Origin of the sequence: Thermosynechococcus sp. B1 (assembly GCF_030322985.1) — a bacterium.
In the GTDB taxonomy this organism is placed as follows: domain Bacteria; phylum Cyanobacteriota; class Cyanobacteriia; order Thermosynechococcales; family Thermosynechococcaceae; genus Thermosynechococcus.
The window spans coordinates 561,044-587,278 of record NZ_CP096573.1 but is presented as its reverse complement, the minus strand read 5'-3'; the positions used below and the strand labels follow the sequence as shown (position 1 = coordinate 587,278).

General features: G+C 55.5%; 25 protein-coding genes. 15 read left to right on the top strand and 10 right to left on the bottom strand.

All coding sequences use genetic code 11. The features are described 5' to 3' along the window. Window positions 1–66 precede the first annotated feature (66 nt). Both fldA and M0644_RS02985 read left to right on the top strand, forming a co-directional pair. Entirely contained in the window at window positions 67–579 is a 513-nt protein-coding gene (gene fldA / locus M0644_RS02990; RefSeq protein ID WP_149818024.1) for a flavodoxin FldA, read from the top strand. A gap of 85 nt (window positions 580–664) precedes the next feature. Next, entirely contained in the window at window positions 665–1,288 is a 624-nt protein-coding gene (locus M0644_RS02985) for a Crp/Fnr family transcriptional regulator (RefSeq protein ID WP_286626525.1), read from the top strand. Here the strand turns inward: M0644_RS02985 and sufD are convergent. Then, window positions 1,285–2,571, bottom strand: coding sequence for a Fe-S cluster assembly protein SufD (gene sufD, locus M0644_RS02980; RefSeq protein ID WP_286626524.1), 1,287 nt, complete (start codon window positions 2,569–2,571; stop codon window positions 1,285–1,287). The genes M0644_RS02985 and sufD overlap by 4 nt on opposite strands. Next, the gene (sufC, locus tag M0644_RS02975) at window positions 2,568–3,350 is read right to left on the bottom strand and encodes a Fe-S cluster assembly ATPase SufC (RefSeq protein ID WP_286626523.1); all 783 of its coding nucleotides are present in this window, start codon (window positions 3,348–3,350) and stop codon (window positions 2,568–2,570) included. The genes sufD and sufC overlap by 4 nt, the downstream gene beginning before the upstream one ends. A 151-nt stretch (window positions 3,351–3,501) precedes the next feature. Between sufC and M0644_RS02970 the strand changes: the two genes are divergently transcribed. Continuing rightward, entirely contained in the window at window positions 3,502–5,154 is a 1,653-nt protein-coding gene (locus tag M0644_RS02970) for an aldehyde dehydrogenase family protein (protein ID WP_286626522.1), read from the top strand. A gap of 2 nt (window positions 5,155–5,156) precedes the next feature. Here M0644_RS02970 and M0644_RS02965 read toward each other — a convergent pair whose 3' ends face one another. Genes M0644_RS02965 through crtR form a run of 3 tightly spaced genes read right to left on the bottom strand, consistent with a single transcriptional unit; the run spans window position 5,157 to window position 8,298 of the window. Next, on the bottom strand, window positions 5,157–6,395 hold the full coding sequence (locus M0644_RS02965) for an endo-1,4-beta-xylanase (RefSeq protein WP_286626521.1): 1,239 nt from the start codon (window positions 6,393–6,395) through the stop codon (window positions 5,157–5,159). 44 nt (window positions 6,396–6,439) lie between these two features. Next, window positions 6,440–7,399 (bottom strand): ABC transporter ATP-binding protein, encoded by a 960-nt coding sequence (locus M0644_RS02960; RefSeq protein WP_149818013.1) that lies wholly within the window; start codon window positions 7,397–7,399, stop codon window positions 6,440–6,442. Window positions 7,400–7,413: 14 nt separating this feature from the next. After that, window positions 7,414–8,298 carry a beta-carotene hydroxylase gene (gene crtR, locus M0644_RS02955; RefSeq protein ID WP_399374355.1) on the bottom strand — a complete coding sequence of 295 codons (885 nt, stop codon included), beginning with the start codon at window positions 8,296–8,298 and terminating at the stop codon, window positions 7,414–7,416. A 154-nt stretch (window positions 8,299–8,452) separates the two neighbouring features. Between crtR and recN the strand changes: the two genes are divergently transcribed. The 8 genes from recN (at window position 8,453) to M0644_RS02915 (ending at window position 16,292) form a co-directional block, all read left to right on the top strand. After that, window positions 8,453–10,171 (top strand): DNA repair protein RecN, encoded by a 1,719-nt coding sequence (gene recN / locus M0644_RS02950; RefSeq protein WP_286626518.1) that lies wholly within the window; start codon window positions 8,453–8,455, stop codon window positions 10,169–10,171. Between the two features lie 67 nt (window positions 10,172–10,238). Beyond that, window positions 10,239–10,604, top strand: coding sequence for a resolvase (locus tag M0644_RS02945; protein ID WP_149818006.1), 366 nt, complete (start codon window positions 10,239–10,241; stop codon window positions 10,602–10,604). Window positions 10,605–10,645: 41 nt separating this feature from the next. After that, a complete protein-coding gene (gene hisS / locus M0644_RS02940) occupies window positions 10,646–11,914 on the top strand; it encodes a histidine--tRNA ligase (protein WP_286626517.1) in 1,269 nt (422 codons plus the stop codon). Beyond that, the gene (locus M0644_RS02935) at window positions 11,911–12,606 is read left to right on the top strand and encodes a sirohydrochlorin chelatase (RefSeq protein WP_149818002.1); all 696 of its coding nucleotides are present in this window, start codon (window positions 11,911–11,913) and stop codon (window positions 12,604–12,606) included. Before hisS ends, M0644_RS02935 begins: the two co-directional genes overlap by 4 nt. Further along, the gene (gene csaB, locus M0644_RS02930) at window positions 12,603–13,622 is read left to right on the top strand and encodes a polysaccharide pyruvyl transferase CsaB (RefSeq protein WP_149818000.1); all 1,020 of its coding nucleotides are present in this window, start codon (window positions 12,603–12,605) and stop codon (window positions 13,620–13,622) included. Before M0644_RS02935 ends, csaB begins: the two co-directional genes overlap by 4 nt. Before the next feature lie 63 nt (window positions 13,623–13,685). Further along, a complete protein-coding gene (locus tag M0644_RS02925; protein ID WP_149817998.1) occupies window positions 13,686–14,255 on the top strand; it encodes a hypothetical protein in 570 nt (189 codons plus the stop codon). A gap of 145 nt (window positions 14,256–14,400) precedes the next feature. Further along, window positions 14,401–15,321: a COX15/CtaA family protein gene (locus M0644_RS02920; RefSeq protein WP_315863018.1), complete on the top strand. Its 921-nt coding sequence runs from the start codon at window positions 14,401–14,403 to the stop codon at window positions 15,319–15,321. A gap of 17 nt (window positions 15,322–15,338) precedes the next feature. Further along, entirely contained in the window at window positions 15,339–16,292 is a 954-nt protein-coding gene (locus M0644_RS02915) for a heme o synthase (protein WP_286627155.1), read from the top strand. On the opposite strand, the gene M0644_RS02910 is transcribed toward M0644_RS02915, so the two are convergent. Next, on the bottom strand, window positions 16,289–17,179 hold the full coding sequence (locus tag M0644_RS02910) for an alpha/beta fold hydrolase (protein WP_286626514.1): 891 nt from the start codon (window positions 17,177–17,179) through the stop codon (window positions 16,289–16,291). The two genes, M0644_RS02915 and M0644_RS02910, sit on opposite strands and share 4 nt — an antisense overlap. A 62-nt stretch (window positions 17,180–17,241) precedes the next feature. Between M0644_RS02910 and M0644_RS02905 the strand changes: the two genes are divergently transcribed. Further along, window positions 17,242–18,018: an SDR family oxidoreductase gene (locus tag M0644_RS02905; RefSeq protein WP_286626513.1), complete on the top strand. Its 777-nt coding sequence runs from the start codon at window positions 17,242–17,244 to the stop codon at window positions 18,016–18,018. Here M0644_RS02905 and M0644_RS02900 read toward each other — a convergent pair. After that, the gene (locus M0644_RS02900) at window positions 17,986–19,392 is read right to left on the bottom strand and encodes a type II CAAX prenyl endopeptidase Rce1 family protein (protein WP_286626511.1); all 1,407 of its coding nucleotides are present in this window, start codon (window positions 19,390–19,392) and stop codon (window positions 17,986–17,988) included. The two genes, M0644_RS02905 and M0644_RS02900, sit on opposite strands and share 33 nt — an antisense overlap. Before the next feature lie 129 nt (window positions 19,393–19,521). On the opposite strand from M0644_RS02900, the gene M0644_RS02895 reads away from it, so the two are divergent. Then, window positions 19,522–20,034, top strand: coding sequence for an inorganic diphosphatase (locus M0644_RS02895; RefSeq protein ID WP_149821614.1), 513 nt, complete (start codon window positions 19,522–19,524; stop codon window positions 20,032–20,034). On the opposite strand, the gene M0644_RS02890 is transcribed toward M0644_RS02895, so the two are convergent. Next, window positions 20,031–20,798: an amino acid ABC transporter ATP-binding protein gene (locus M0644_RS02890; protein ID WP_286626509.1), complete on the bottom strand. Its 768-nt coding sequence runs from the start codon at window positions 20,796–20,798 to the stop codon at window positions 20,031–20,033. The genes M0644_RS02895 and M0644_RS02890 overlap by 4 nt on opposite strands. Before the next feature lie 183 nt (window positions 20,799–20,981). Between M0644_RS02890 and topA the strand changes: the two genes are divergently transcribed. Both topA and M0644_RS02880 read left to right on the top strand, forming a co-directional pair. Then, window positions 20,982–23,645, top strand: a complete 2,664-nt coding sequence (gene topA, locus M0644_RS02885; RefSeq protein ID WP_286626508.1) for a type I DNA topoisomerase — start codon at window positions 20,982–20,984, stop codon at window positions 23,643–23,645. Beyond that, window positions 23,646–25,244 (top strand): radical SAM protein, encoded by a 1,599-nt coding sequence (locus tag M0644_RS02880; RefSeq protein WP_286626507.1) that lies wholly within the window; start codon window positions 23,646–23,648, stop codon window positions 25,242–25,244. 295 nt (window positions 25,245–25,539) lie between these two features. On the opposite strand, the gene M0644_RS02875 is transcribed toward M0644_RS02880, so the two are convergent. Both M0644_RS02875 and M0644_RS02870 read right to left on the bottom strand, forming a co-directional pair. Next, window positions 25,540–26,034 (bottom strand): hypothetical protein, encoded by a 495-nt coding sequence (locus M0644_RS02875; RefSeq protein ID WP_286626506.1) that lies wholly within the window; start codon window positions 26,032–26,034, stop codon window positions 25,540–25,542. Between the two features lie 3 nt (window positions 26,035–26,037). After that, the gene (locus M0644_RS02870) at window positions 26,038–26,232 is read right to left on the bottom strand and encodes a hypothetical protein (RefSeq protein ID WP_149817974.1); all 195 of its coding nucleotides are present in this window, start codon (window positions 26,230–26,232) and stop codon (window positions 26,038–26,040) included. Window positions 26,233–26,235: the final 3 nt, after the last annotated feature.

Here is a 26,235-nt window from a genome sequence, read left to right as displayed (position 1 = left end):
TCCTGCCGATCGCCCCAGAACCTCCAAGGAGAACGCCGGCAAACAATTCTTACGGGGATGTTATCGATGGCAACAATTGGCTTATTTTATGGAACCCAAACTGGCAACACCCAAATGATTGCAGAGAAAATCCAGTCCGCCTTTGCCAATGCTGCGGTGGTAGAACTGCATGATATTGCATCAGCGAGTCCCTCTGACTTTGAGGCCTACGATCGTCTGATTATCGGCTGTCCAACGTGGAATGTGGGCGAACTTCAAGCCGACTGGGAGGGCTTTTACGAGGAGCTAGACAGCATTGATTTCACTGGCAAAAAAGTGGCCTACTTTGGCGCAGGAGATCAAGTGGGCTACGCTGACAACTTTGGCGATGCCATTGGTATTCTTGAGGCAAAAATCAGTGAACGGGGTGGCGAGACGGTAGGATACTGGTCGATGGCGGGGTATGAATTCAATGCCTCCCAAGCGCTGCGGGGAGATCGGTTTGTGGGTCTACTCATTGATGAAGACAACCAGTCCGATCTTACGGATCAACGCGTTCAGCAGTGGGTCGCACAACTCAAGCAAGAGTTTGGTCTCTAGATGGTTTTGGGGCAACTCGGTGAATGCAGGGTTGCCTCTCTTTTGAATTTTGATAATAGTAATCATTCCGTTTTTGGGTATGGGAATGATGTCCGTCCCCCTCTACACGCCTATTGATCCAGCCACAACTGCGGCGAAAGCCTACCCAGCTTCTGAACTAGGCCGCAACGCATCCCTCGTGCTGCGGGAGCGTGTTTGGCTGATTCAAACAGGGATTATTGAGATCAACCTCGTCGACAGCGACGGCAACCTCTGTTTTATTGGGTTAGGGACGGCGGGAATGGCCGTTTGTGGCTCCCCTGATCTTTGCTATGAAATACAGGCGCTGAGCCCAAGTCGCCTCCTCTCATTTACGGCCGCTGAGGTACACGCATCTGCCCACTTACCACGCCTCATTTGCGAGGGGCAACAGTATCGGCAGTACTACAGTGATCTGTTACTGAAGGCCGGTCATTATCCCACTGCTGTGCAGCGATTGTATGAAGTTTTAGTGGTTTTGGGGCAAATGATTGGCGTCAGCACCCCTGCGGGTGTTCGCCTCCCTGTGCGGTTCACCCATGCCCAACTGTCCCGCTACACAGGCATTACTCGGGTGACCGTAACCCGCTTGCTCCACCAACTCCGTCAGCAACAGCAGCTCTGGTGGGGGCGCGATCGCCACCTAATTCTTCTTGGCCAAGATTCATGCTGCCCAAAGAACAGGGGTTAGTGTAGCTTAGCCAAGAGCGCTTCTTCAATTTCCTGCCGCAGGGGGTCTGGCTCAATCTCCACCAGTTGCTCAAGGGCAAAGGCCTTCACCAGTAAATCCCGCGCTTGGCGCTCATCAAGGCCACGACTGCGCAGATAGAAGATATCCTCTGCCGCCAGTTGACTGACAGTGGCACCGTGGGAGCACTTGACGTTATCAGCCACAATTTCTAGTTGGGGCTTGGTATCCACGCGGGCTTTGGCGGAGAGCAGCAGCGTGCGATTGAGTTGGCTAGCATCCGTGAGCTGCGCCACTTGGGGCACAACAACGCGACCATTAAAAATACCGTGGGCGCGATCGCCAAGAATGCACTTGTGAATCTGTTCACTGCCGCTATGGGGAGCATTAAAGAACACTGCCGAGTGGGTGTCCATAATTTGGCTATCCATGGCGATCGCCAGTCCCTTCAGGATTGTCTGGCTGCCACTACCTTGGATCTGCACCTGCCAATTGTGGCGGCTCAAGCATCCCCCCAAATCAACGGCGTGCCCCTCGTAGTCACTGTCTTGGGCTTGGCACACCGCTGTACAGCCAATGTGAATCGCCGTTGGTGATTGGTGTTGAATCCGCACATGGCGCAGGCGGGCACTGGCTCCTAGGGAGAGTTCCGTGACACTGTTGGTGAACTGTTGATCGCCCGTGAGGGACAAAAAGCGTTCAATCAACGTAGCTTCACCTTGGGCAGCAACTTGAACCGTCAGACGCGGTGACACCACACTCTGCTGCTGCCGACTACTGACACAGAACACCTCCATGGGTTCAGGGAGAGTCCCCGATAGACGCAGACAAACCCGATCCGCAAGCATGGCGGCATTGAGATCGCTAAAGACCTCTGGCGGCGCGATCGCTGGTAGGGAAGGGGGCAATAGCTCAACCCCAGCGGCATTCACACGGGAGAGTTCTCCGCAAAAATAGCCATCAATCAGAACAATTTGGGCAACGGTTGGAAAGCTGCGCTCACACAGCAGATGCCGCACTTCGGCAACAATTTCTGGATTGAGGGGGGCAATGGGGGCTTGGAAGGATCGCGTCCGTAAAGCCGATAAATCCGTAAAGCGCCAATCCTCATCGCGGGGGGTGGGCAAGGTTTGCTCATGGAGGCGATCGCGGGCCGCTTGCCGCAGGGATTCTAACTCAGCATGGCGCGGGGGCGGTGCGCAGTTCAATAGATCATTGAGTTCATTCGTGCGACTGGCCTTGGGCAGATCCGCTTGATCGGAATTGGCGTTGACTGTAATGGTCATGATACAGCCCCCTCCTCTTCGCGAACCCAGTCATAGCCCCGTGCTTCCAGTTCTAGCGCCAGTTCCTTCGAGCCAGTGAGGATAATCCGCCCCCCCTCCATCACATGGACATAATCGGGCACGATGTAGTCCAGCAGCCGTTGATAGTGAGTAATCAGCAGAATGCAGTTATCGGGGCGAGTGAGTTGGTTGACGCCATTGGCAACAATGCGCAGGGCATCAATATCAAGCCCAGAGTCGGTTTCATCGAGAATGGCTAAGGTCGGCTCCAGCAGAGCCATTTGCAGGATTTCGTTGCGCTTTTTCTCACCGCCGGAGAAACCCTCATTCACCCCGCGATTGAGGAAGCCTTCATCCAACTTCACCAGTTCAATTTTCTGTCGCACCAGATCATCAAAGTCAAAGGCATCCAGTTCCTCGAGACCTTGATGCTTGCGCTTGGCGTTGTAGGCCACCCGCAAAAAGTCGAGATTGCTCACCCCCGGAATTTCAAGGGGGTATTGAAACGCCAAAAAGACGCCTTCACGGGCACGCTCTTCAGGGGGCAAGTCCAAGAGATTCTTGCCTTTATAGAGTACTTCGCCACCAGTTACGGTGTAGTCGGGATGACCCGCGAGAATTTTTGAGAACGTGCTTTTGCCGGAGCCATTGGGCCCCATGATGGCGTGAATTTCCCCAGCGCGAATCGTCAAGTTCAGGCCTTTGAGAATGGGGGTGTCCTCCACACTGGCCGTTAACTCTCGAACTTCTAAAATGACTTCGCTGTCGGGACGAATCACGCCTTACCTCCCTTGCATCGTTCATAATTTTTTAATGTAGCGCAGCGGGCTGGCGATCGCGATTGAGTTTCTTGGCAGAGGAGTATTGACGACAACAGTACACCGGCACCGCTGTCAAACCATGCCCACAGGAGAAAATCAACCACCTTTTATGACACTCTCAACAACCACCATTCCCGAACTGGAACGCCTCCATCAGCAGGCCAGCCGCTGGCAATGCCTCGCACCGCGAGAGCGCATGGGCTATCTTCAAGCCATGAAGACCCTTGCCCGTCGCCATGCTCCAGAATGGGTGACCTTGGCCTGTCAAATCAAAGGTATTGACCCCCAGGGGGTTTGGGCAGGGGAAGAATGGACAACAGGCCCTTTGGGCTTAATTCTCAAGCTCGATCACTATCTCCATGCCCTGCGTCACGAAGCCGCCCCCCCAGTGCCCCGCTGGCGAACCGCCCCCACTGGTCAGGCGATCGCTGACATTCTGCCGCGCAATTGGCAAGAGCGTTTACTTTGGTTTGGGGTGAAAGCCGAAGTTTGGCTCCAACCCGATCAACCCCCAAGTCAGGGCAGTGCCCACCGTAACCCACCGCCGCCGGGGGTCGTTGTGGTGCTGGGGGCGGGCAATATCACATCATTGTGCTTGGCGGATGCCCTCTATCAACTGGTGGCGGCCAATCGAGTGGCACTACTGAAGATGAATCCCCTCTTGGCGCCCTTGACGGAGTGTTTTCGCAAGATTTGTGCGCCCTTAATTGAGGCGGGTTTCCTTGAGATTGTTGAAGGAGATGCCGCCCTAGGGGAAGCCCTCTGCCATCATCCATTGACGCAGCACATTCACATTACCGGTTCCCACCACACCTACAATCGCCTTGTTTGGGGAGAAACGGCGGCCGAGCAGGCCATTCGCAAAGCTCGCCAACAACGGAAGCTAACCAAACCCGTGACAGCAGAACTGGGAAATGTCACTCCCCTGTTGATCGTTCCCGGCGAATGGACAGCAGCAGAACTGACCTACCAAGCCCGCCAAGTGGCCAGTGCCCTTGTCCATAACGCCAGCTTTAACTGCATTGGGGCGCAAATCCTCGTCACGGCTGCGGGATGGCCGCAGCGAGAGGCATTCCTCAACGCCCTGAAGGCACAACTGCAAGCGATTCCCCCTCGCCCTGCCTATTATCCGGGGGCGATCGCCCGCTATGAGTCGTTTCTGGCGGATTATCCCCAAGCCACGGTGCTGAGTCCCGCTGTCAAAGGCACAATTCCTTGGACCCTGATTGAAGGCCTCACCCCCACGGCCAATCCCCGCATTTTCCAAGAAGAGGTCTTTTGTGGTCTGTTGGCAGAGGTGCAACTGCCCGTTAGCGATGCCGCCGCCTACCTCACCACTGCCGTGCCCTTTGTCAATGAGCGGCTCTGGGGTACCCTCGGCTGTAGTCTAATCGTTGATCCGCGCACTGAGGCCAGCTGTGCAGAAGTGCTGGAACAGGCGATCGCCCAACTGCGCTACGGTTCTATTGCCATTAATGCGTGGGTCTCCTTGGCCTATGGATTGGGCTGTACGCCTTGGGGAGCCTTTCCCGGACATACACCAGCGGCCATTGGTTCTGGGGTGGGCGTGGTTCACAATAGCTTCCTGTTTGACTATCCCGAAAAAGCCGTGGTGCGTGTTCCCTTCCAGTTACCGGTGACGCCCCCTTGGTTCTATGGCCATCGCAGCCTACCCCAACTGGCGCAGGCGGTCATGGACATTTACGCTGGCGGCAATCCCTTGGGTTGGCTGTCCCTCTTGATGGGGGCGATGCGGGGCTAGGCTCATAGCCGAACGGTGACGGTTGTCCCCCCTTGAGGCAGTGTCAACTCCTGTGTGCGGGTTTGGCCTTGGGCTGTCACTGTTAAGCGATAGCGACCAAGATAGCCGCGTCCTTGCCATTGGCCTTGGGCATTGGTTTGACCCGTCACCTTTGTCCACCACTCCTCAAACAGCAGTTTGCGGTAGGCGATCGCCGCTGGCTTGGCGGAAAAGTCTTGGCGATAGAGTCCGGCTTGGGGACGCCAATGGTTCCCCGCCCAAAAGCCCCAAAGCAAAATTTCCTTGACTGCGGAGTGGGCAAAACCAATGCGATAAATTTGGCGCAGGGTCTGGGCCTGCTGTTGCTCATCGGCCAAACTCACACTCACTTCGGTAATTTTCAAGGGGAGATTGAACTGGGCGAGGGTATCGAGGGCACGCTGCATTTTGGCCTCATCTAAGGGATATTCCAGATGGGCTTGAATCCCAATCCCGCCAAGGGGCACCCCTTGGGCCAAGAGACTGCGAATTTGCTCAACATAGTCGTTCAGGCGATCGCCCTCAATGATGCCGTAGTCGTTGACATAGAGAATCGCATCGGGATTGCCCTCGCGGCACCATGCAAACATCTCCTTGACAATGCCCTCCCCAAGGCGACTGCGGAAAAAATTGCCATGGAGCATCTCATTGTTGACATCAAATTCGTTGATCCGACCGCGATAGTGGCGACAGACAGCAATGGCATGGTTTTTCACCGCTGCGCGCAATTGCTCTGGTGGCAGTGTTTTCAGCCATGGGGGATTAAACTGCTCCACTTCCCAAAAGAGGGTATGCCCCCGCATTGGCCAGCCTTGGGCCTGCACCCAGTTGAAGAGGGCGTCAGCCATAGTAAAGTCCAGCTTGCCCTGCTCTGGCTCCAATTGATACCACTTGAGGGCATTTTCATGGACGGCGGCATTGAAGTTTGCCTGAGCCGTTTGTTTGTACCAGTCAGCAGCCGGAGGTGGGCTGGGGCGAAACATCTCCGTATCGAGGGCAACGCCAAAGGGAAAGGCATGGCTTTGCTGCAGCAGTTGGACGTGGGCATGGGGAATCGGACGGCCTTGGGCATTCTCAACGACGACGGTAAGGGGCGCCTGTCGCAATTGCTCAATTTTCTGGCTGAGGGTATCAGTGGCCACAGAAGAGGCAGAGGTACCGCAGGCAACCACTAAGAGAGCGGCCAAGCAACTCAACCAGAGAAAACGGCGCCAGTTCAGCATAGATGATGACCTTTTGCGACGAGGGCTTCAGATGGATTGCATCCCTAATGGCTCACTTGAATCCCCTGTTGACGCAGTTGTTCCACAAAAAACTCTTCGAGGGTGGGGCGAGCAAGGCGCAGTTGGAGGATTTTACCGCCCATTTCTTCAACGAGGGTGAGGAAGCGTTGTAGGGGAATTTTGATCACGCCTTGCCAGCGATCGCCCTGAATATCTAAGGAATAGAGCCATTCCTGAAGGCCATCCACATGACCGCCTTTGCCCACCACGTGATAGGCTTCGCTACTGCCAAGGAGTTCATCCACACCGCCTGCGCAAATCAATTGCCCTTGCGCCAAAATACCAATGCGATCGCAGATGGCCTCCACATCCGCTAGGACATGACTATTAAAGAAGATCGTCTTGCCCTGCTGTTTTAAGGAAAGAATGATCTCGCGAATTTGGTAGCGGCCAAGGGGGTCGAGACCCGACATGGGTTCGTCCAAAAAGACCACTTCGGGATCGTTAATCAGGGCTTGCGCCAATCCTACCCGCTGCACCATCCCCTTCGAGTAGCGGCGCATTTGCTTTTTGCGGGCATCCTTGAGGTTGAGGCCCACCATTTCCAACAGCAGAGGAATGCGTTCTTTGCAGGTGGCGGCACTGAGGCCAAAGAGTCCCGCCGTAAACTCTAGGAACTCCCAAGCCGTCAAATAGTCATAAAAGTAGGGGTTTTCCGGCAGGTAGCCAATCCGCTGCCGCACGGCGCGATCCCCCAAGGGATGTCCCAGCAGCGTACCCTGCCCTGCACTGGGTTGCACTAGCCCCAAGAGAATCTTCAGCAGGGTGGTTTTACCGGCGCCATTGGGGCCAAGTAGGCCAAAGGTTTCCCCCTTGTACACTCGCAGCGAGACAGACTTGAGGGGCGTGAGCACCGTCCGCAGCCAAAATCCGCTACGGTAGGACTTTTGTAAGTTCTCAACCGCCACCACAGGGGGGCGATCGCCCGCAGCGTCAGCCAGCATACCGGAGATTCACCTCAGGAAGAACGAGGGCGATGGAAATGCAAGCCCACCAAAGCATCATAGAGAAAGGGCAAGAAATTCCCTGGTTCCAATATACCAAGGGTCTGTTTGCAGCCGTGGGCATCGAGGAGGGGTTTAACGGCGTAGTAGGCCGGCTGCACTTTGTACCAAGGGATATTCGGCCAGAGATGGTGGATGAGGTGATAGTTTTGACCAAAAATGAGGATGTTTAGGAGGCGGCTGGGATAAACGCGGGCATTGTGCCAGCGATCGCGCTCGGTATGGGGACGGTGGGGAAAATAGTCAAAAAACAGCCCCAACATCAGACCCACCACCCCAGCGGGCAAAAACCAATAATTAAGCACGTAGTCTAAATAGCCATTAAACGCCGCAAAGATCACAATGCCCACCAGCGTCAAGCGACTGAGAAACCACTCCCAAAGTTCATAGTTGCGCCAAAGCCGCCGCTTAAAAAAGAACACCTCATGGTAGAAAAAGCGGGGTGCAATCAGCCACAGGGGTCCCCCTTTGGAGACATAGTGGTCGGGATCGTTTTCGGGATCATTGACATGGGCATGGTGCTGCATGTGCACCCGTGTAAAGACAGGGAAAACAAACCCCAACATCAGGGCACTGCCATGACCCATAATTGCATTCATAATGCGGTTACTGTGGGCAACATTGTGGGAGGCATCGTGGATTACTGTGCCCATGAGGTGCAAGGCCAGCATATTGGCCACAAATGAGACCCAGCCCGGCCAGTGACCTTGAAAGTAGCCCCAAGTGGATAAAATGGCGATCGCAAATGCGGCAAAAAACATCACTAAGGTGGGATTAAAGCCCATCGGGGGACCTAAAAATTCCTTGGGAACCGTGGCCGGGATCGCTGCCTCCGTGATCATCCGCGCGGTCGCTCCTCACATTGTTGCAAAATGTTACCTTCATACTATGTAGGCTAATCAGCGGTACAAAATCAAGTCGCACGATTCCAAAAGTGGGTCACCGCCCTTTGCTCAAGGATGGCCCTAGAACCGTTGCTCTAGTGGAGCCACAATGCTACAAACGCTGCGGATTCAGAACTTTGCCCTCGTTGCGGAGCTAGAGGTGACCTTTCAGCGGGGGTTGAATGTCCTCACGGGGGAAACGGGGGCAGGCAAGTCGATTCTCCTCGATGCCATTGATGCTCTCCTTGGGGGGAAGCTCTCGGCGCGGCAATTGCGATCGGGGACAGAGCAGGGCTGTATCGAAGCCACTTTCACCCTGACCCCCCCAGTGAGAGACTGGCTGGCCACCCTAGAAATTGATGCTGAAGGGGATGAGGTGATCTGTAGCCGCGAGTTTAGTCTCAAGGGAGAGACCTTTCGCAGTCGCAGCCGCGTCAATGGTGTGTTAGTGAATCGCCAGCAACTTCAGGAATTGCGGCGGCACCTTGTGCGCCTGACAGCTCAAGGACAGGCAGGACAACTGGCCAGTGCCTCTCAACAGCGGGATTGGCTTGATCGCTATGGGGGCGAGGCCTTAATGAGCCAGCGGCAGCGGGTGGCAGACGCCTACCGAGTATGGCAACAACGGCAACGGGAATTGCAGGATTTTGCCGCTCAGGAACAGCAACGGCTCCAGCGACTCGACTTACTGCACTTTCAACTCCAAGAACTGTTGCCGGCTGCCCTAGACGACCCTGAAGAACTGACCCAATTGCAACAGGACTACCAACGCCTCAGCCATGTGCAGGAACTGCAAAGCCAAAGCCAACAGGCCTATCACCTCCTCTACGAAGGGGAACCGAGTGTGGTGACGTTGCTGGCCCAAGCCCAAGGGGCAGTGCAAGCCATTGCCAACTGGGATCCAGCGCTTCAGCCGATGAGCGAATTGTTGGCAGGGGCGATCGCCCACACCGAAGAAGCCGCCCGCCAACTGCGCAGTTATGCCGATCGCCTCGATGCGGATCCAGCCACACTCGATGCCCTCGGTCAGCGCATTCACCAATTACAACGCCTGTGTCGCAAGTATGGCCCTGATTTAGCCAGTGTCATTGCCTATCGCGATCGCATCCAAGCAGAATTAGCTGCCCTCAGGGATGCCTCTACTAGCCAAGAGTCCCTAGAAGCAGAAGTTGCCCAACTGCGGCAGACCCTTGAACAAGCCAGTGCGGCACTTCACGAATTACGACTAAAGGCAGCAGAACGCCTCGAACAAGACCTGCTGACCCATCTTCAACCCCTTGGACTCCCCCAAGCCCGTTTTATCGTGCAGGTCACAACCACAGAAGCCAGTAGTCACGGTAGTGACGAGATTAGGTTTCTCTGGAGTGCCAATCCTGGCCAACCCCTGCAACCCCTTGGGGAGATTGCCTCTGGCGGTGAAATGAGCCGATTTTCACTGGCGTTGGAGACCTGCTTGACGACACAGCAAACACCGAAAACGCTAATTTTTGATGAAATTGATGTTGGGGTTTCCGGACGCGTGGCGGGGGCGATCGCCGAGAGTTTAAGACGATTGGGGGAAACCCATCAGGTGTTGTGCGTTACCCATCAATCCTTGATTGCGGCAGCGGCTGATCATCACTATTTGGTGCAAAAGGACATTGATCCCAGTGCCGCCACAACGGTAATTCGTGTGCAATACTTAAGCGGTGAGGCACGTGTTCAAGCCCTTGCGGATTTAGCGGGGGGCGATCGCTCGGCAATGGCATTCTCATTTGCCAGTGGCCTGTTGGCACACCAACAACGCCCCTTTCCGCCTAACGCCCAAGGAATTAGCATGAAAACCTGACGATTTGATGTCCATATCCTTACAGTAAAATAAGTTTGATAGCAACATTACCGTTTGGCCGTTCTCAATGCAGCGTTCTTCCTATCCTGCGGGGGGGGATGAGTTAATGACCATTGATCAAGTGCAGCAAACTCTCCGCCGCTCCCGTGCGTCTATTTATCGTTATGTCAACACCAATAATGAAACCATTAATCCCCCCTTTGATCCCCAACGCCTCAATCCAGAGCATCGCAAAAGCCGTCGTGAACCGCTGCTGTTTCACCCCAATGAAGTGGCTCGTTTTGCCCGTGACGTGATGGGCATTACTACCCTCCAAGTGGAATTAAAAACCACGCCCCCCAATCCGACAGATGATCTCCTCAAGGAAATTCTCGGGGAATTAAAGCACATTCGCGAGGTTCTAGAGCGGGTGGAGAAGTTACTAGGAAGCTAGGCAGGTATAATACGTCTGTTTCATTTGCGCATTGACCACACATGGGTTTGCAAGCACCACGGGGAACTCGCGATATTTTGCCCGCTGAGCGGGTCTATTGGCAGTATTTAGAAACCATTGCTCGCCAGATTTTAGATCGCGCTGCCTACCGCGAAATTTGCACTCCCATTTTTGAGCAAACCCCTTTGTTTGAGCGGGGCATTGGTGAAGCCACCGATATTGTCAGTAAGGAAATGTACACCTTTAGCGATCGCGGTCAACGGTCGCTGACGCTGCGGCCAGAGGGCACGGCGGGGGTGGTGCGCGCCTATATTGAACATGGTTTGCACAGCCAAGGGGGCGTCCAACGCCTGTGGTACCTAGGGCCCATGTTTCGCTACGAGCGGCCACAGTCCGGTCGCTATCGCCAGTTTCACCAGTTGGGGGTGGAAGTTTTAGGCAGTGCCGATCCCCGTGCCGATGCCGAAGTCATTGCTGTGGCTTTAGATATTTTGCAGGCCCTAGGATTGAAGGAGTTAACCCTGATGCTCAACTCCGTGGGCGATCGCGAGGATCGCAGTGAGTATCGTCAGGCCTTGGTGGATTACCTCACCCCCTACAAGGCAGAGTTAGACCCCGATTCCCAAGAACGCCTCCACCGCAATCCCCTGCGCATCCTCGATAGTAAAGACCCTCACACCCAAGCGATTGTTAAGGAAGCGCCGCGGCTGTTGGATTATCTCAGTCCGCGATCGCGCAACCATTTTGAGCAGGTGCAATCCCTCTTGCAGGATCTGGGCATCCGCTACCAGATAAATCCTGCCCTTGTGCGGGGCCTCGACTACTATACCCACACCGCCTTTGAATTTCAGGATTTGAGTTTGGGCAATGAGGGAACCGTCTGTGGAGGGGGGCGCTACGATCACCTTGTCGAGGAATTAGGGGGACCTGCCACCCCCGCCATTGGTTGGGCGATGGGACTGGAACGATTGATTTTACTCCTGCGCGATCGCCCGTTGCCGCCGCGCGATCAACCCTACCTTTATATGGTGACCCGTGGCAAAGCTGCCGAACGCCAAGGCCTGATTTTGGCACAGCAATTGCGGCATCAAGGTTACACCGTTGAGGTGGATCTCAGCGGCAGTGCCTTTGGTAAACAGGTCAAACGCGCCGATCGCGTTGGTGCTACGGTGTGTCTGGTGATTGGCGAGAGTGAGGCTACAGATCGCACCGTGCAAGTGAAGTGGTTGACCTCTGGGGAGCAGGTCTTGGTACCGCAACAGGAACTCTTGAGTGAGAACTGGCGATCGCGCTTTTCTGCCCCATCATGATGGCCTACTTTCTCATTAGCCACGGCAGTCCTGCCCCTGAGCCACAGGCGGCCATGGCCTTTTTGTGTCAGCAACTCACCCGCCTAGGAATGGTGGGCTGGGGCACCCTTGAGGAAGAACCACTGCCTAACAAGATTCAGGAATTCAGTGGCCAAGCGCAACGCCAAGGCGCTCAGCGGGTAGTCATTCTACCCCTGTTTTTACTGCCGGGCAACCATGTGGTGGTGGATCTGCCGCAGGCGATCGCGGCAGCCGAGTCGGTGCTTCCCATGCAATTACTCCCCTTCTTGGGGGGACAGCCGCTTTTTCAAGCATGGTTACAACGGGCGATCGCTGATGCAGCCGCCGATATTCTCCTTGGCCACGGCAGTCGTCGGCCTGAAGTTCGCCCTTGGTTTGAGGAACTGTGTCAGACCTGTGGTGTGCATCCAGCGCTCCTGACTGAAGTGGGAAGTTTAGACCATGCCATTGAGACGCGGATGGCTCAGGGATATACCAGTAGCAAAATTTATGGCTACTTTCTCTTTGGCGGTAAAACCGTTGATCAGGTCCACAGCCAACTAGCGACATTGCAAGTCAGGTATCCCCACCACGCTGTTTCCTTGGTGCCAGCCATTCAACCCACCCCCGCCTTGATCAACGTTCTTCAAGACATTCTTCAGGCAGTGCCGCTAGTGGAGCCTGTCCCATGAGTCAAGTCTTTCTCTGTGGCTACTACGGCTATGGCAATGCCGGGGACGAAGCCCTCTTGGCAACGCTCCTCGAACAGTTGCCGCCCCACGTTTCACCGGTCGTCCTCAGCGGCAATCCTACAGCTACAGCAGCCCGCTATGGCGTTGCTACCTGCGATCGCCGCCAGTGGCCAAAGGTGCTGCGCACCCTACAACAGAGCCAAGCCTTCATTTGGGGTGGTGGGAGCCTCATTCAGGATGTCACCAGTTGGCGCAGCCCCCTCTATTACCTTGGTCTGATGACGCTGGCTCAACAGTTTGGCTGTCGCACCCTTGCCTGGGCACAGGGGATTGGACCAGTGCGATCGCCCCTCTATCGTTGGTGGACACGGGCACTTCTGCGGCGTTGTCTTGCAGTCACGGTGCGCGATTCCGGGTCAGCGGCTCTCTTGCGGCAGTGGGGCATTCCCCATCAACAGGGTGCCGATCCCGTGTGGCTGATGTCAGCCCGTCCTGTTCTACCTCCCAAGGACAAGGCGCCCATTGCTGTGTGTTTACGTCCCCATCGACACCTCACGGGCGATCGCTGGCAGCTTCTAAAAATGGCCTTGCGGCAGTGGCAGGCAGAGACGGGGGTACCGCTTTTGCTGTTGCCCTTTCAGCCCCAACAGGATTTGCCCTTGGCTGAGGATCTCTATGGGGCATTGCAGCCTGAGCAGACGCAACTTGTGTCCTGTGAGGATCCCCGCGAGATGAAGGGACTGTTGGCAACAACGGCGGGGGCGATCGCCATGCGCCTCCATGCCCTGATCATGGCGGCCAGTGTGGGTTGTCGCTGTTTTGCCCTCAGCTATGATCCCAAGGTGAGTTACCTCATGGCCGATACGGGTATGGCGGGGGTTGAACTAGCAGCATTGCCCCCTGACCCCACTGCCTTGATCCACCAATGGCAACACACCTTCGCAGCCCCCGTGCCCGACTATCAACCCTACCTGCAATCGGCTGCGGTTCACAAGGCAGTACTGAATCTCCTCTAGGCCAGCCCTTCAGCAAGGATAGGATAAGATCAACTCGATGCGTCGTTTTATTGCGGCAACCCCATGAGCGAATTCCACCGCCGCTATCCGACCGGCAGCATTGTCAGTGATTTATTGCAAATTCATGACGGCCTCTTTATTGTCAAAACCACCCTCCTTGTGGGCGACACGATTTTAGCCACGGGGATGGCTGCTGCCCCCACCCTAGAACAGGCGGAAGATAGTGCCCGCCAGCGTGCCCTGCAACTTCTCGGTATTCACCTCCCTGTGCAAACGGAGGCGGAACTGATTCCCCGCACCCCCGCAGCCCTCGAGGCAGCTCCTTGGTCAGAGGCCAGCAATACTGATCTGCTCCTAGAACCCACCCCCCCTCCCAATCCCCGTCGCAGTAAGCCAGCGGTCAAACCTGTTAGCGAGAAGCCCCCCCCTAAGCGCGAACCCGTGGATCTGGCGGATGAAATTGCCCAAACCACTGTCGAAATGAAACGCTTGGGATGGACGGAAGCCCAAGGCCGTGCCTGTTTACTCGAACGCTACGGCAAGCGATCGCGCCAGCAACTGAGCGATGAAGAACTGTTGGATTTTCTCCACTTTTTGCAGCGTCAACCCAGTGCCGGAGAGCCATCGTTTTAGACCTTCAAACTCGGCAATCAAATGCAAGAAAAATTTATACTCTAGCGAAAACTTAAAGAAAAGCTATAGATTTTCACGCCAGCCCTGATCTCCCCCTTAGCTTCTTTACCATGAAGAAGTTGTTGCTGTCGAGGAAAAATCCGTGCTGGGGCCTTTTCATGTCTCACCCTTGACCCTAGGCAGTGATCCGAGTGTCCGTCGCCAGTGGATTTTTCGCCTCGTGCTGCTGATGACGGTCTTTACCCTCTTTTTGATGGCGGTGGGCAGTGCCACACGGGTGATGGATGCCGGTTTAGCCTGTCCCGATTGGCCGTTGTGCTTTGGCACGCTGGTACCGCAAATGGATTTGCAGATCTTCCTAGAGTGGTTTCACCGCCTGCTGGCCACCAGTTTAGGGCTGATGGCGATCGCCTTTGTAGGATTGAGTGTGGCTTGGCGGCAAGCTCTGCCCCCTTGGGTGCCCTCTGCTGCTGCGGCGGCACTGTGCCTTGTGATTGTGCAGGGGATTCTCGGTGGCCTGACGGTGACTGAGTTGCTGCGCTTTGAAATTGTTACCGCTCACCTGGGCACAGGACTGCTCTTCTTTTGCCTTTTGGCAGCCATCACCGTTGGTTTCGCTCCCTTTCGGGGTACGGGGAGCGCCCGTTGGTTGCGGATTGCCGCAGTGATTGGCGCGCTATGTGTCTATGGCCAAAGTTTGTTAGGGGGCTTGGTGTCTTCGCAGTGGGCAGTGCATCAGTGTCTCTATGGCGATCGCCTGTGTGTAGTCCTCAATAGCCATCTGATCGGTGCTGTCCCAGCTACCCTGAGTGTTTTAGGGGTGGTGATTGTCGCTTGGCGTAGCCCCGCCTTGGCCTCCCTCTTGCGCCAACTCAGTTTCTCACTCCTGCCAGTGGTGGCTCTGCAGGTGGCCTTGGGGTGGAGCACCCTACAACTAAAGCTACAGGTGCCGGCTCTCACCGTTGCCCATCAAATGATTGGCGCCACCCTCTTGGGGGTGTTGGTTGCCATTTCCACATTGGCATGGCGCGATCGCCAAGCCGGTTCCCTGAAGCATAAGTTTTGAACGATCTTGAGGCTCGCATGACATTCCTAGCCAGACTTTCCTCCTCAACGGGGGATCTTTCGACAAAATTAGTGGACTATGTCCAACTCACCAAACCGCGGTTAATTCTGCTCTTTTTGATTACAACTGCGGCAGCAATGGAAGTGGCAAGCCAAGGTCGGGTGGCTCCCCAATTACTCCTGATAACCCTTGTCAGTGGTGCCTGTGCAGCGGCGGCAGCGAATACGATCAACTGTCTCTATGACCGCGATATTGATGCCATTATGGAGCGGACGCGCCGTCGCCCTTTGCCAGCGGGTCGGGTGGCTCCTTGGGAAGCGCTGTTTCTAGCAGTGCTCTTGGCAACAACGGCCTTTAGCCTCTTGGCAGTGTTTGCCAACCTCCTGAGTGCGAGCCTTGCTATGGCCGGAATTGCGGTGTATGTGGGGGTCTATACCCACTGGCTGAAGCGGTCTTCGCCGCAAAATATCGTCATTGGCGGTGCGGCTGGGGCGATTCCCCCCTTGGTGGGTTGGGCAGCGGTGACGGGAGAACTGAGTTGGGCGGCTTGGGTGCTGTTTGCCATTATCTTTATCTGGACGCCGCCCCATTTTTGGCCGTTGGCGATGCTGATTCAAGAGGACTATGCCCGTGTGCGGGTGCCGATGTTGCCCGTTGTTGATGGCGATCGCGTCACGGCACGGCAAATTTTTCTCTACACCTTGGCACTGGTGCCCACCAGTCTGCTGTTAATCTACCCTTGCGGTGTCGTGGGCTGGGGCTATGGTGTGGTGGCGATCGCCCTTGGCAGTTGGTTTATTTACCGCGCGTGGCAGTTGACCCAAGCCCCCGAGGACAAAGAACAGGCACGCAGCCTCTTTAAGTTCTCGATTCTCTACATGATGCTGCTGTGTGCCGCCATGGTGGGCGATCGCATTCTGCTGCCCCAATTGCCAGAAAGCCTCGATGCCCTTGCTTGCCTCTTGAGTTAGGCGTGCCCCAACTGTTGCAACCACTCAATGAGGATCGGGTTCACCAGCTCCGGGCGATCGTCATGGGGACAATGGCCAGTATTGGGCAGTCGCTCAATGCGAATCGGCAAGCGATCTTGATGGGCTGCAAAGTGCTGAGTCCCCGACACCGGCGTCCAAGGATCCACCTCACCCCAGAGCACCAGAATCGGCACTTGAACCTCTGGCAGCAAATCCACAATTTTCGGTCCCGGCGGTGCTGAAATCACACGGGCAAACACTTCTTTGGCACCGGCATCCATGGCGGGCCGATGCAGCAGTTCCACCAATTCATCGGTAATAGCGTCGGGATTGGCATAGACTTGGGTCAGGGTTTTGCGGATGCGCGCTGGCTGGCGAATTTGATCAAAAATAATGTGACCAATGATAGGAGAGGCTACTAAGGCGCGAAAAATAGCTGTAAAGAGACTCTGCGTCCAGTTCAGTTCATTGGGACGGTGGTTGAGTCCCCCGGCACAGTTGAGAACACTCACCGCACGGCAGGTGTGGCCATAGCGAGCCGCCATCATCAGACACAGCAGACCACCAATGGAATTCCCTACCCAAACCACGGGTTCCCCAATGTGGGCTTGCCAAAAGTCCGCCAGTAGCTCGGCCCACAGATCCAAACTGTAGGTTAAATCCGGCTTTGCCGAAGCACCAAAACCCAGTAAATCAAGGGCATAAACACGGTAACCTGCGGCGGTGAGGGCAGGGATATTTTTGCGCCAGTGACCAATAGAGGCACCAAAACCATGAACCAACACCACTGGGGCACCACTGCCATTGACGCTGTAGCGAATGCGATGGCCACGCCAAGTCCAATCTGCGGTGGGAAAAGCTGCGGTGGCTGAAAGCGTAGAGGTCATTCTGCCCATTCCCGAAATGTATTACTTTTAGAATAGCGATCTTTAAGTTTCGTAACAATTTTATGGCAACCGCACTGATTACGGGGGCAACGGGGGGATTAGGGCAGGCCTTTGCCCAAGCCTTGGCCGATCGCCAGCACGCTTTGATTCTCACTGGTCGCCGCCTCGACACCCTAGAAGAGCTAAAGACCCAGCTCAGCACACAAGTACCGGTTGTAGGTATTCCCCAAGACCTCAGCGAACCCAATGCGGCGCTCCGCCTCTATGAACAGATTCAGTCCCTAGGACTAACGGTGGATGTATTAGTCAATAATGCCGGCTTTGGGGATTATGGTGCCTTTGGCGATCGCGATCGCCAGCAATTGACGGCCATGCTCCAAGTGAACATCACAGCGCTAGTAGAACTCACCCATCTCGTGCTCCAAGAAATGCGCTCCCGCCGCCAAGGTACGATTATCAACGTTAGCTCCATTGCTGCCTTTCAGCCCCTGCCCTATCTCGCCGTCTATGCCGCCAGCAAAGCCTTTGTTCGCCACTTCAGCGAAGCTCTGTGGGCAGAAGTTAAACCCTTGGGTATTCGTGTCCTAGGAGTGTGTCCAGGGCCAACGGCCACCGATTTCTTTGAGCGGGCAGATATGCTGCGCAACCCCGCGCTCCTTGCCCGGCAGGACACTCCCGAACAGGTGGTGGCCGAAACCCTTGCGGCGTTGCAAACCGATGTGGCCACGGTCATTCCCGGACAGCCCGCTAACCGCTTCTTGGCCTTTGCCGGTCGCTGGGTACCGCGTCAGTGGTTGGTGCGGCAGTTAGAACCCCGCTTCCGTCCCCCCACTCAGTAGGAGCAAGCCCAAAAAGGAGCCACTGTTCCAGATGCTGTGGAGAATCATGGCTGCACCGATATTTTGCGATCGCCAGTAGATGTAGCTGAGCACGGTTCCCAAAACCGTCAAGGGCAATAGATCGGCCAAATTCAGGTGGGCAATGGCAAAGAGGAGTCCCGTCACCCCCATGGCAGTGCCGAGGGGCAAATAGGATTGCACCGAACGAAAGAAAAATCCTCGAAAGAGAATCTCCTCAAAGAAGGGTGCCATCACTGCCACCATGACATAGAGTAGGGCAAAGGTGGTATAATCGCGGCTTTGTAAAATAATTTCCAGTAGGGGATTGCCGCCCCCTTGATTTTTCAGCAGGGCTTGACTAATCAGGGAACTGACCACGACTAAGGGCAGTGCCGCCAAATAACCGCCGACCCCCCAACGCAAGGCACCCCCTAACCCCCCTTGCCAGCGTAACCAATCCGCAGGGCGTTTACCAAAGGGACGCAGAAAGTACCACAACCAGCCCAAGCCAGCAACCATCGTTGTGCCGTAGCTCACTAAGGCATACAGTGTTTGAGCCATGGCAGAGCGCAGCGGCAGTCCCATGCCGATCAGGGAGCGCACCAAGGGCATCAATACCAAACTAATGGCAAAGAAGAGAGCAAACCAGATCACCATGCCTTCCCACAGGGTTTCCCAGCCCCATGTCACGGGGGTTAGGGGTGGAAGGGTGTTCCCTTGGTGGCGGCGTCGTAGGTGTTGATAGATCCAGACAATCCAAAGCACAATCCCAATTAAACTCCCCAAAACAGGAGTGACGCCAAGGAGGGCAAGGCGATAGAAGGCTGCTTGGGCGCGCTGCTGTTCTGCACGGGTCAAGGTCATCAGGGCGTCGGATCGCTGTTGCAGTTCATAGAGGCGTTCGAGGGCGCGATCGCGAAACCAGCCTTGGAGTGTATTTTTAATCAATGGTTCGGCATCTGGCAGCAATTGCGGGGGATCGGTCCACAATCCCATCAGCACTTCTGCGGTACTGCGGGTTGCCCCTTGAGCCTCATTAATGAGGAGTTGCCATGTGTTGAGGGCGCGATCGTGCTGGCCGGCATCGGCATAGAGCAGTCCCAATTGAAGACGCAGCGGTTGGTTTTGTGGTGTGGGGGTTGCCAGCACCGCTTCGTAGGCTTGGATGGCAGCTTCTAAATTGCCCACTAGGCGATCGCGGGTTGTGGCATCTCCCAGACCCTGCCATTCTCGGGCTTGTAGTGACAAATTGGTCTGAAATAGGTTAATTTGCCCTTGGGTTTGGGGTTCTAAATAACTGCCCAGCAACGACACCGTTAGGAGGGCAGCAACCACGACACTGAGGGCTGCAAGCACCAACCGCTTTAGAGACATAGGGCAAAGCTGACAAGGGACTCCCCAAAACCTTAGCGGAAAGCGACCCAAGGGATCAATCCAGTGCTTGCTTCAATGTCCCGATCTCGATTAAATGGAGACTTGTTGCGTGGACATGATTCTATGGGTATTGATCTGAGCCGTATTCCTGCCCAACCCAAGCCGGGTGTTGTCAATGTGCTGGTGGAAATTGCGGGGGGCAGTCGTAATAAATATGAGTTTGACAAGGAAATGAACGTCTTTGCCCTCGATCGCGTGCTCTATTCGGCGGTGACCTATCCCTATGATTATGGGTTCATTCCCAACACACTGGCGGATGATGGCGATCCCCTCGATGGTCTAGTGATCATGGATGAGCCGACGTTTCCGGGATGTGTGATTCCTGCCCGTCCTATTGGCATGCTGGAGATGATTGACAGTGGCGATCGCGACGAGAAAATTCTCTGTGTGCCCGTTGATGATCCTCGCTATGCCGAGGTGACGTCCCTCAAGGACATTGCGCCCCACCGCCTCGAAGAAATCGCTGAGTTCTTCCGTACCTACAAGAATCTGCAAAAGAAAGTGACTGAAATTCTTGGCTGGCAGGATGTGGATGCGGTGCAGCCCCTTGTTGAAAAATGCATCAAGGCCTATAAAGGCTAGTGCCTAACCAGCACACGCTCTAAAAAGAGGCGGGTTCGCTCCTGTTGCGGACGACGAAACAGTTCTTGGGGCGATCCTTCCTCAATAATTTGGCCATCGGCAAGAAAGACGACGCGGCAAGAGACTTCACGGGCAAATTGCATTTCGTGGGTGACCACCACCATGGTCATTGCTTCTTCGGCCAGTTGTCGCATCACGGCGAGGACATCCCCCACTAGCTCCGGGTCAAGGGCAGAGGTGGGTTCGTCAAAGAGGAGAATTTCCGGCTGCATGGCCAAGGCGCGGGCGATCGCCACCCGTTGTTGTTGTCCCCCGGAGAGTTGCCGAGGATAGGCATCCCGTTTGTCCAGCAATCCTACTTTGGTCAATAAACTTTCAGCCATTTCAATAGCCGCGCGGCGGGGGAGCTTGCGCACAAGGATCGGCGCTTCGATGATGTTTTGCAAGACTGTCATGTGGGGAAAGAGGTTAAAGTTCTGAAAGACCATACCCACATCCCGGCGAATCACCCGCAGTTGTTGCGGCGTTGGCACTGGGGGCAGGTAATGACCGAGAATGAGAATCTCCCCCGATTGGTACGTCTCCAACCCATTCAAGCAGCGGAGCAAGGTGCTTTTGCCAGAACCACTGGGGCCAATGAGGGCAACCACCTCTTGCTTAGCAACGGTGAAGTTGATGTCCTTCAGGACGTGGCGATCGCCAAAATATTTATTGAGGTGGCGGGTTTGGATCACGATTTCTGGGGCTGCCCCACGCTGAGTCATCGCTGCTACCTAAAAACCGTTATGCTGACTAAACAGATTCTCCGCATCGCCCATTGGTTAGGCTAGGGTTATCAATATAAGGAAGTGCTTCTCCTTGCTCCCCATGATACGGTGGGAGAACACAATTCTATGATCGATCGCTAAACTTGAGAGTGCCGAAAAACCCATCCCGCAGCATCTGCTATGTCCACCCTTGTTATCGTTGAATCCCCGACAAAAGCCCATACCATTCGCAAATTTCTGCCCCCGGACTATCGCGTTGAAGCCTCGATGGGTCATGTCCGTGATCTGCCCCGCAGCGCTGCTGATGTGCCCCCCGAACTCAAGGGGGAGGAGTGGGCAACCCTAGGGGTGAATGTCGCTGCTGGCTTTGAACCCCTCTACATTGTCCCCAAAGACAAGCAAAAAGTTGTCAAAGACCTGAAAACGGCCCTGAAAACTGCTGATGAACTCCTGCTTGCGACCGATGAAGACCGCGAAGGCGAAAGTATTAGTTGGCACTTGCTGCAACTGTTGGAGCCAAAGGTGCCCGTGCGGCGCATGGTCTTCCATGAAATTACGGAAGAGGCCATCCGAGAAGCCCTGCGCAATTGCCGCGATGTCAATCAACAACTCGTGCGTGCCCAAGAAACGCGGCGTATCCTCGATCGCTTGGTGGGCTATACCCTGTCGCCCCTGCTGTGGCGGAAAATTGCTCCCCATCTGTCGGCGGGGCGGGTGCAGTCGGTGGCAGTGCGTCTATTGGTGCAACGGGAGCGGGAACGGCTGGCCTTCCGCAAGGGGCAATTTTGGGATCTCAAGGCCACGCTGGATCAACGGGGAACCCTCTTTCCAGCCCGTTTGGTGAGTGTCGGCGGTCAACGCTTGGCCACGGGCAATGATTTTGATCCTGCTACAGGACAGGTGCGCAACCCTGATGCTGTCTTGCTCTTGGATGAGGCGGCGGCCAATGCCCTGCGCGATCGCCTGCTGACGGAAACATGGACGGTCACTGAACAAGAGGAGCGCCAACAAACCCGCAAACCCGCTCCTCCCTTTACCACCTCGACGCTGCAACAGGAAGCCAACCGCAAACTGCACCTCTCGGCCCAGGAGACGATGCGCATTGCCCAAAAGCTCTATGAAGAGGGCTATATCACCTATATGCGCACGGACTCTGTGCATCTGTCGGAACAGGCGATCGCTGCCGCTCGCAGTTGTGTGGAAGCCATGTACGGCAAAGCCTTTTTGTCGCCCCAGCCGCGGCAGTACACCACCAAAACCAAGGGCGCCCAAGAAGCCCACGAAGCGATTCGCCCTGCGGGTAGTCAGTTTCGCACCCCCCAAGAAACCGGCCTTAAGGATCGGGAACTGGAACTCTACGAACTGATCTGGAAGCGCACAGTGGCCTCACAAATGGCTGATGCCCGCGTCACCCTGCTAACGGTCTCGATTACGGCGGGGGATGCCCTCTTCCGTGCCCACGGTAAACGCATTGATTTTCCGGGCTTTTTCCGTGCCTATGTGGAAGGGTCGGATGATCCCGATGCCGCCCTCGAAAGCCAAGAGGTGATGCTGCCCCTGATGCAGGTGGGCGATATTCTCCGCTGCCAAGCCCTTGAAAGTGTCGGTCACGAAACCCAGCCGCCGCCACGCTACACCGAAGCCAGCCTTGTTAAAGCCCTCGAGCAAGCCGGCATTGGGCGTCCCAGCACCTACGCCACCATCATCAGCACGATCCAAGACCGCGAGTATGCCATTCGGCGGGGCAATGCCCTTGAACCCACCTTTACTGCCTTTGCGGTTACGGCACTGCTGGAGAAATACTTCCCCGACTTAGTGGACATTAACTTCACGGCGCGGATGGAGCAAACCCTTGATGAGATTTCCACGGGGGAGGTGCAGTGGCAACCCTACCTTGAATCCTTCTATCTGGGTGAAAACGGCCTTGAGCAGCAGGTCAAAGAGCGGGAGCGCACAATTGAGTCCACAGAAGCCCGGGCGATCGCCCTGCCAGAACTGAATGCCGAAGTGGTGGTGGGTCGCTTTGGTCCTTTTGTCGTCTATCAAAATGGCAATGGCAGCGAACCGATTAAAGCCTCGTTGCCCCAAGATGCCACTCCCGGTAGCCTCACCCGCGAACAAGTGGAGCAATTAATTCGCCAAAAACTAGAGGGTCCCGACAAGCTAGGTGTGCATCCTGAAACTGGCGAACCGATCTTCTTGCTAACGGGGCGCTTTGGTCCCTATGTGCAGTTGGGGGAAGCCACAGCGGCCAATCCAAAACCCAAACGAGCCTCGTTACCCAAGGGGGTCAGTCCCGATGAAGTCACTCTAGACTTGGCGATTACGCTGTTGTCGCTGCCCCGCATATTGGGGGTTCATCCCGAAACGGGCAAACTGATTCAAGCCAATCAAGGTCGCTTTGGCCCCTACATTGTCCATGACCCTGAGGGGGAAAAGGACTATCGTTCCCTCAGGGGGGAGGATGATGTTTATACGATTACCCTAGAGCGTGCCTTGGAGCTGCTGGCGACCCCGAAAGCGAGTCGTGGCCGTGCCAAAAAACAGGTGCTCGCGGTGTTGGGGACTCACCCAGAGGATGGCGAACCGGTGCAGATCTTGGATGGTCCCTATGGTCCCTATGTCAACCACGGCAAGGTGAATGCCTCACTGCCGGAAGGGGTGAGTCCAGAGACCATGACCCTTGAGCAAGCCCTGCCCCTATTGGCGGAGAAAGCACCGAAGAAAACCCGCCGCAGCGCAACAGCCACTGCCCCGAAACCAAAATCAACCACCAAAAAGATCAGTACAAAGACGGCCACCAAGACCGCAAAAACCAGCCGCCGTAAGTCAACGGAAACCTAGGTGAATTCCCCTTTTGCTGCTGAAACTCTCCTCTTTGAGCGATCGCGCCCGCGGCCAGAGGCACTGCGCGTCATCTATGGCTTTCCCAATACCTACAGCGTTGGCATTACCAGCTTAGGGTATCAACTAGTGTGGGCACAACTGGCCAGCCGTCCTGATGTGGCCGTGAGTCGCCTCTTTACCGATGTGCACGAACTCCTGCCTCGAGATCCCGAGTTAGTGGGCTTTTCCTTCTCGTGGGAGTTGGACTACGGCAATCTATTGGCGCTCTTGGAGCAGTTGGGCATTCCCATTTGGCAGCGCGATCGCCACGATCGCCATCCTTTGATCTTTGGCGGTGGTCCAGTGCTGACGGCCAATCCCGAACCCTTTGCCGACTTTTTTGATGTCATTTTGCTAGGGGACGCCGAACCGCTTTTAGATCCCTTTCTGACGACAATGGCACAGGTGCGCACTGCTGCGCGATCGCAACAGTTGGAAGCCCTTGCCCAAGTGCCCGGCCTCTATGTCCCCAGTCTTTATGCCGTCAGTTATGCCAGTGCCACAGGCCCGATTCAAGGAATTGAACCCCGAAAGCCCACGGTACCCGCCACAGTGACCAAACAAGTCCATCGCGGCAATACCCTTGCTGCCTCAACGGTGGTCACCCCCCTCGCCGCTTGGGAAAAGATTTACATGGTGGAGGTGGTGCGTAGTTGTCCAGAGCTATGTCGCTTTTGTTTGGCCAGTTATTTGACCTTGCCCTTTCGCACGCCCAGTCTCGAAACACTGATTCCTGCCATTGAGCGGGGGCTAGCGGTCACCGATCGCCTAGGGCTTTTGGGTGCCTCGATTACCCAGCATCCCGAATTTCCCGCCTTGATTGAGTATCTAGGCCAACCACAATTTGACCATGTGCGGGTGAGTTTAGCGTCTGTGCGCACAAATACGGTCACTGAATCCCTTGCCCAACTCTTGAGTCAACGGGGCAGTCAATCCCTGACGATCGCCATCGAAACGGGGTCTGAGCGTCTGCGCCAAGTGATCAACAAAAAGCTTGGGACTGAGGAGATTCTTGCTGCTGCCAGCCATGCCCAAGCCGGCGGCCTCAAGGGGCTAAAGTTTTATGGCATGGTGGGACTGCCCACAGAAACCGATGCCGATGTTGCAGCTACGGTGGATCTCTTTCGCCAATTGAAAAAAACAGCGCCGCGCCTGCGACTCACCCTTGGCTGTAGTACCTTTGTGCCCAAGGCCCATACCCCTTTCCAGTGGTGGGGCGTGCAACCCGTAGCCGAAAAACGTCTTAAGTTCCTGAAAAAAGAATTGGCCAAATTGGGGATTGAGTTTCGTCCTGAATCCTATAATGACTCGCTGATTCAAGCTTTAATTTCGCGGGGCGATCGCCGGCTTGCTCCCCTGCTTGAGCAGGTGCGTCACTATGGCACTTCCTTGGGCAGTTATCGGCGGGCGTTTAAGGAACTGCGCGGACAGTTGCCCGACTTTGAAGCCTACGTCACTGCTAATTGGCCAGAGGAAACGATCTTACCGTGGCAGCATCTCCAGAGTGGCCTGCCCACTAAAACCTTGCAAAATCATCTGCAGCGAGCGATCGCCTAGGCCAGTCTGCGCTGATACCCCTGTTTAGTGACTTTAGCCTGAAAACAGCATTGGGGCGATGAAGTCTTTCTGATGTCTATACCGTCCTGCGACTCAACTCTCTCTTTTCTGACGCTTCCCCGCTCGCTCTCCATCAATTCGTTGGCCTCGCGCTGACCACCCATACTCACACGCCACCCAAGAGTCAAACCCCGTTTCATCGATATACACCAGCGTTTCCTTGCCGTGGCTCTCTACCCATGTGTTCCTAAATTCCGATACTGAAAGCCCCCGACTTTAGTCGGTGGGAAGTTTACTATAACCAAGCTGCCAAGAGTGTGACCACGCCCAAGCCCGTGAGGGCAAGCCAGATGAAGGCATTCGGTAAAGGCGTAGCAGGGGGCGGTGGTTCTTGGGGTTTTGGGGGGGCAGCCGATGGCTTTTTCGGGGAACGGCTGTAGGGGGACGTGTAGGCGCGATCGCCCACATGGGATAGGTCGGGAATTTCGCTGTACCATTCCGGACGGCGTTTGAGTTGGGGAGCTTCCAAAATCGCCAGCAAGCGACGACTTTCCTGCCGCGTGTGATGATCTGGGTGTCGTTGGAGTTGACGGCAGAGGCTGACGGCAGCCCCTTGATCGCCAGCAGCACTATAGGCCGTGACTAACCAGAGGCTAATTTCCCCCGATCGCACCGCATTTCCCTCCGCCAGCGCCGCCGCCTGTCCTAAAAGAACAATCGATTGTTGGTAGTTTCCCCGCTCGAAGGCCTGTTGCCCTTGCTGAAAGAGGGCAGCGACTGCATCCGTCATGGCCTATGAGCTGACCCCCACGTCTTCGACCACAATAAGCCCCTTTTTGAGCAGCGCTTGCAGGTCAGCATTGTGGGTTTTGCAGTTGCGCCAGCGCCGCTCATCGACATTTTCATTGCGACCGGGCTGCAGGGTCACAGGTCCAAAGAAACTATCAAAGGTCATGGGCTGTTCGAGGTAGCTAATCACAGTCAGCATGCC

Coding starts and splice junctions, on each gene's coding strand:
- hisS (WP_286626517.1), top strand. CDS start 10,646: ATGGGTTTGCAAGCACCACGGGGAACTCGCGATATTTTGCCCGCTGAG.
- M0644_RS02915 (WP_286627155.1), top strand. CDS start 15,339: ATGACATTCCTAGCCAGACTTTCCTCCTCAACGGGGGATCTTTCGACA.
- M0644_RS02960 (WP_149818013.1), bottom strand. CDS start 7,399: ATGCTGGCTGACGCTGCGGGCGATCGCCCCCCTGTGGTGGCGGTTGAG.
- M0644_RS02890 (WP_286626509.1), bottom strand. CDS start 20,798: ATGACTCAGCGTGGGGCAGCCCCAGAAATCGTGATCCAAACCCGCCAC.
- sufD (WP_286626524.1), bottom strand. CDS start 2,571: ATGACCATTACAGTCAACGCCAATTCCGATCAAGCGGATCTGCCCAAG.
- M0644_RS02870 (WP_149817974.1), bottom strand. CDS start 26,232: ATGCTGACTGTGATTAGCTACCTCGAACAGCCCATGACCTTTGATAGT.
- topA (WP_286626508.1), top strand. CDS start 20,982: ATGTCCACCCTTGTTATCGTTGAATCCCCGACAAAAGCCCATACCATT.
- M0644_RS02985 (WP_286626525.1), top strand. CDS start 665: ATGATGTCCGTCCCCCTCTACACGCCTATTGATCCAGCCACAACTGCG.
- M0644_RS02970 (WP_286626522.1), top strand. CDS start 3,502: ATGACACTCTCAACAACCACCATTCCCGAACTGGAACGCCTCCATCAG.
- recN (WP_286626518.1), top strand. CDS start 8,453: ATGCTACAAACGCTGCGGATTCAGAACTTTGCCCTCGTTGCGGAGCTA.
- M0644_RS02965 (WP_286626521.1), bottom strand. CDS start 6,395: ATGCTGAACTGGCGCCGTTTTCTCTGGTTGAGTTGCTTGGCCGCTCTC.
- csaB (WP_149818000.1), top strand. CDS start 12,603: ATGAGTCAAGTCTTTCTCTGTGGCTACTACGGCTATGGCAATGCCGGG.
- M0644_RS02925 (WP_149817998.1), top strand. CDS start 13,686: ATGAGCGAATTCCACCGCCGCTATCCGACCGGCAGCATTGTCAGTGAT.
- M0644_RS02875 (WP_286626506.1), bottom strand. CDS start 26,034: ATGACGGATGCAGTCGCTGCCCTCTTTCAGCAAGGGCAACAGGCCTTC.
- M0644_RS02910 (WP_286626514.1), bottom strand. CDS start 17,179: ATGACCTCTACGCTTTCAGCCACCGCAGCTTTTCCCACCGCAGATTGG.
- M0644_RS02900 (WP_286626511.1), bottom strand. CDS start 19,392: ATGTCTCTAAAGCGGTTGGTGCTTGCAGCCCTCAGTGTCGTGGTTGCT.
- M0644_RS02905 (WP_286626513.1), top strand. CDS start 17,242: ATGGCAACCGCACTGATTACGGGGGCAACGGGGGGATTAGGGCAGGCC.
- M0644_RS02935 (WP_149818002.1), top strand. CDS start 11,911: ATGATGGCCTACTTTCTCATTAGCCACGGCAGTCCTGCCCCTGAGCCA.
- M0644_RS02945 (WP_149818006.1), top strand. CDS start 10,239: ATGCAGCGTTCTTCCTATCCTGCGGGGGGGGATGAGTTAATGACCATT.
- fldA (WP_149818024.1), top strand. CDS start 67: ATGGCAACAATTGGCTTATTTTATGGAACCCAAACTGGCAACACCCAA.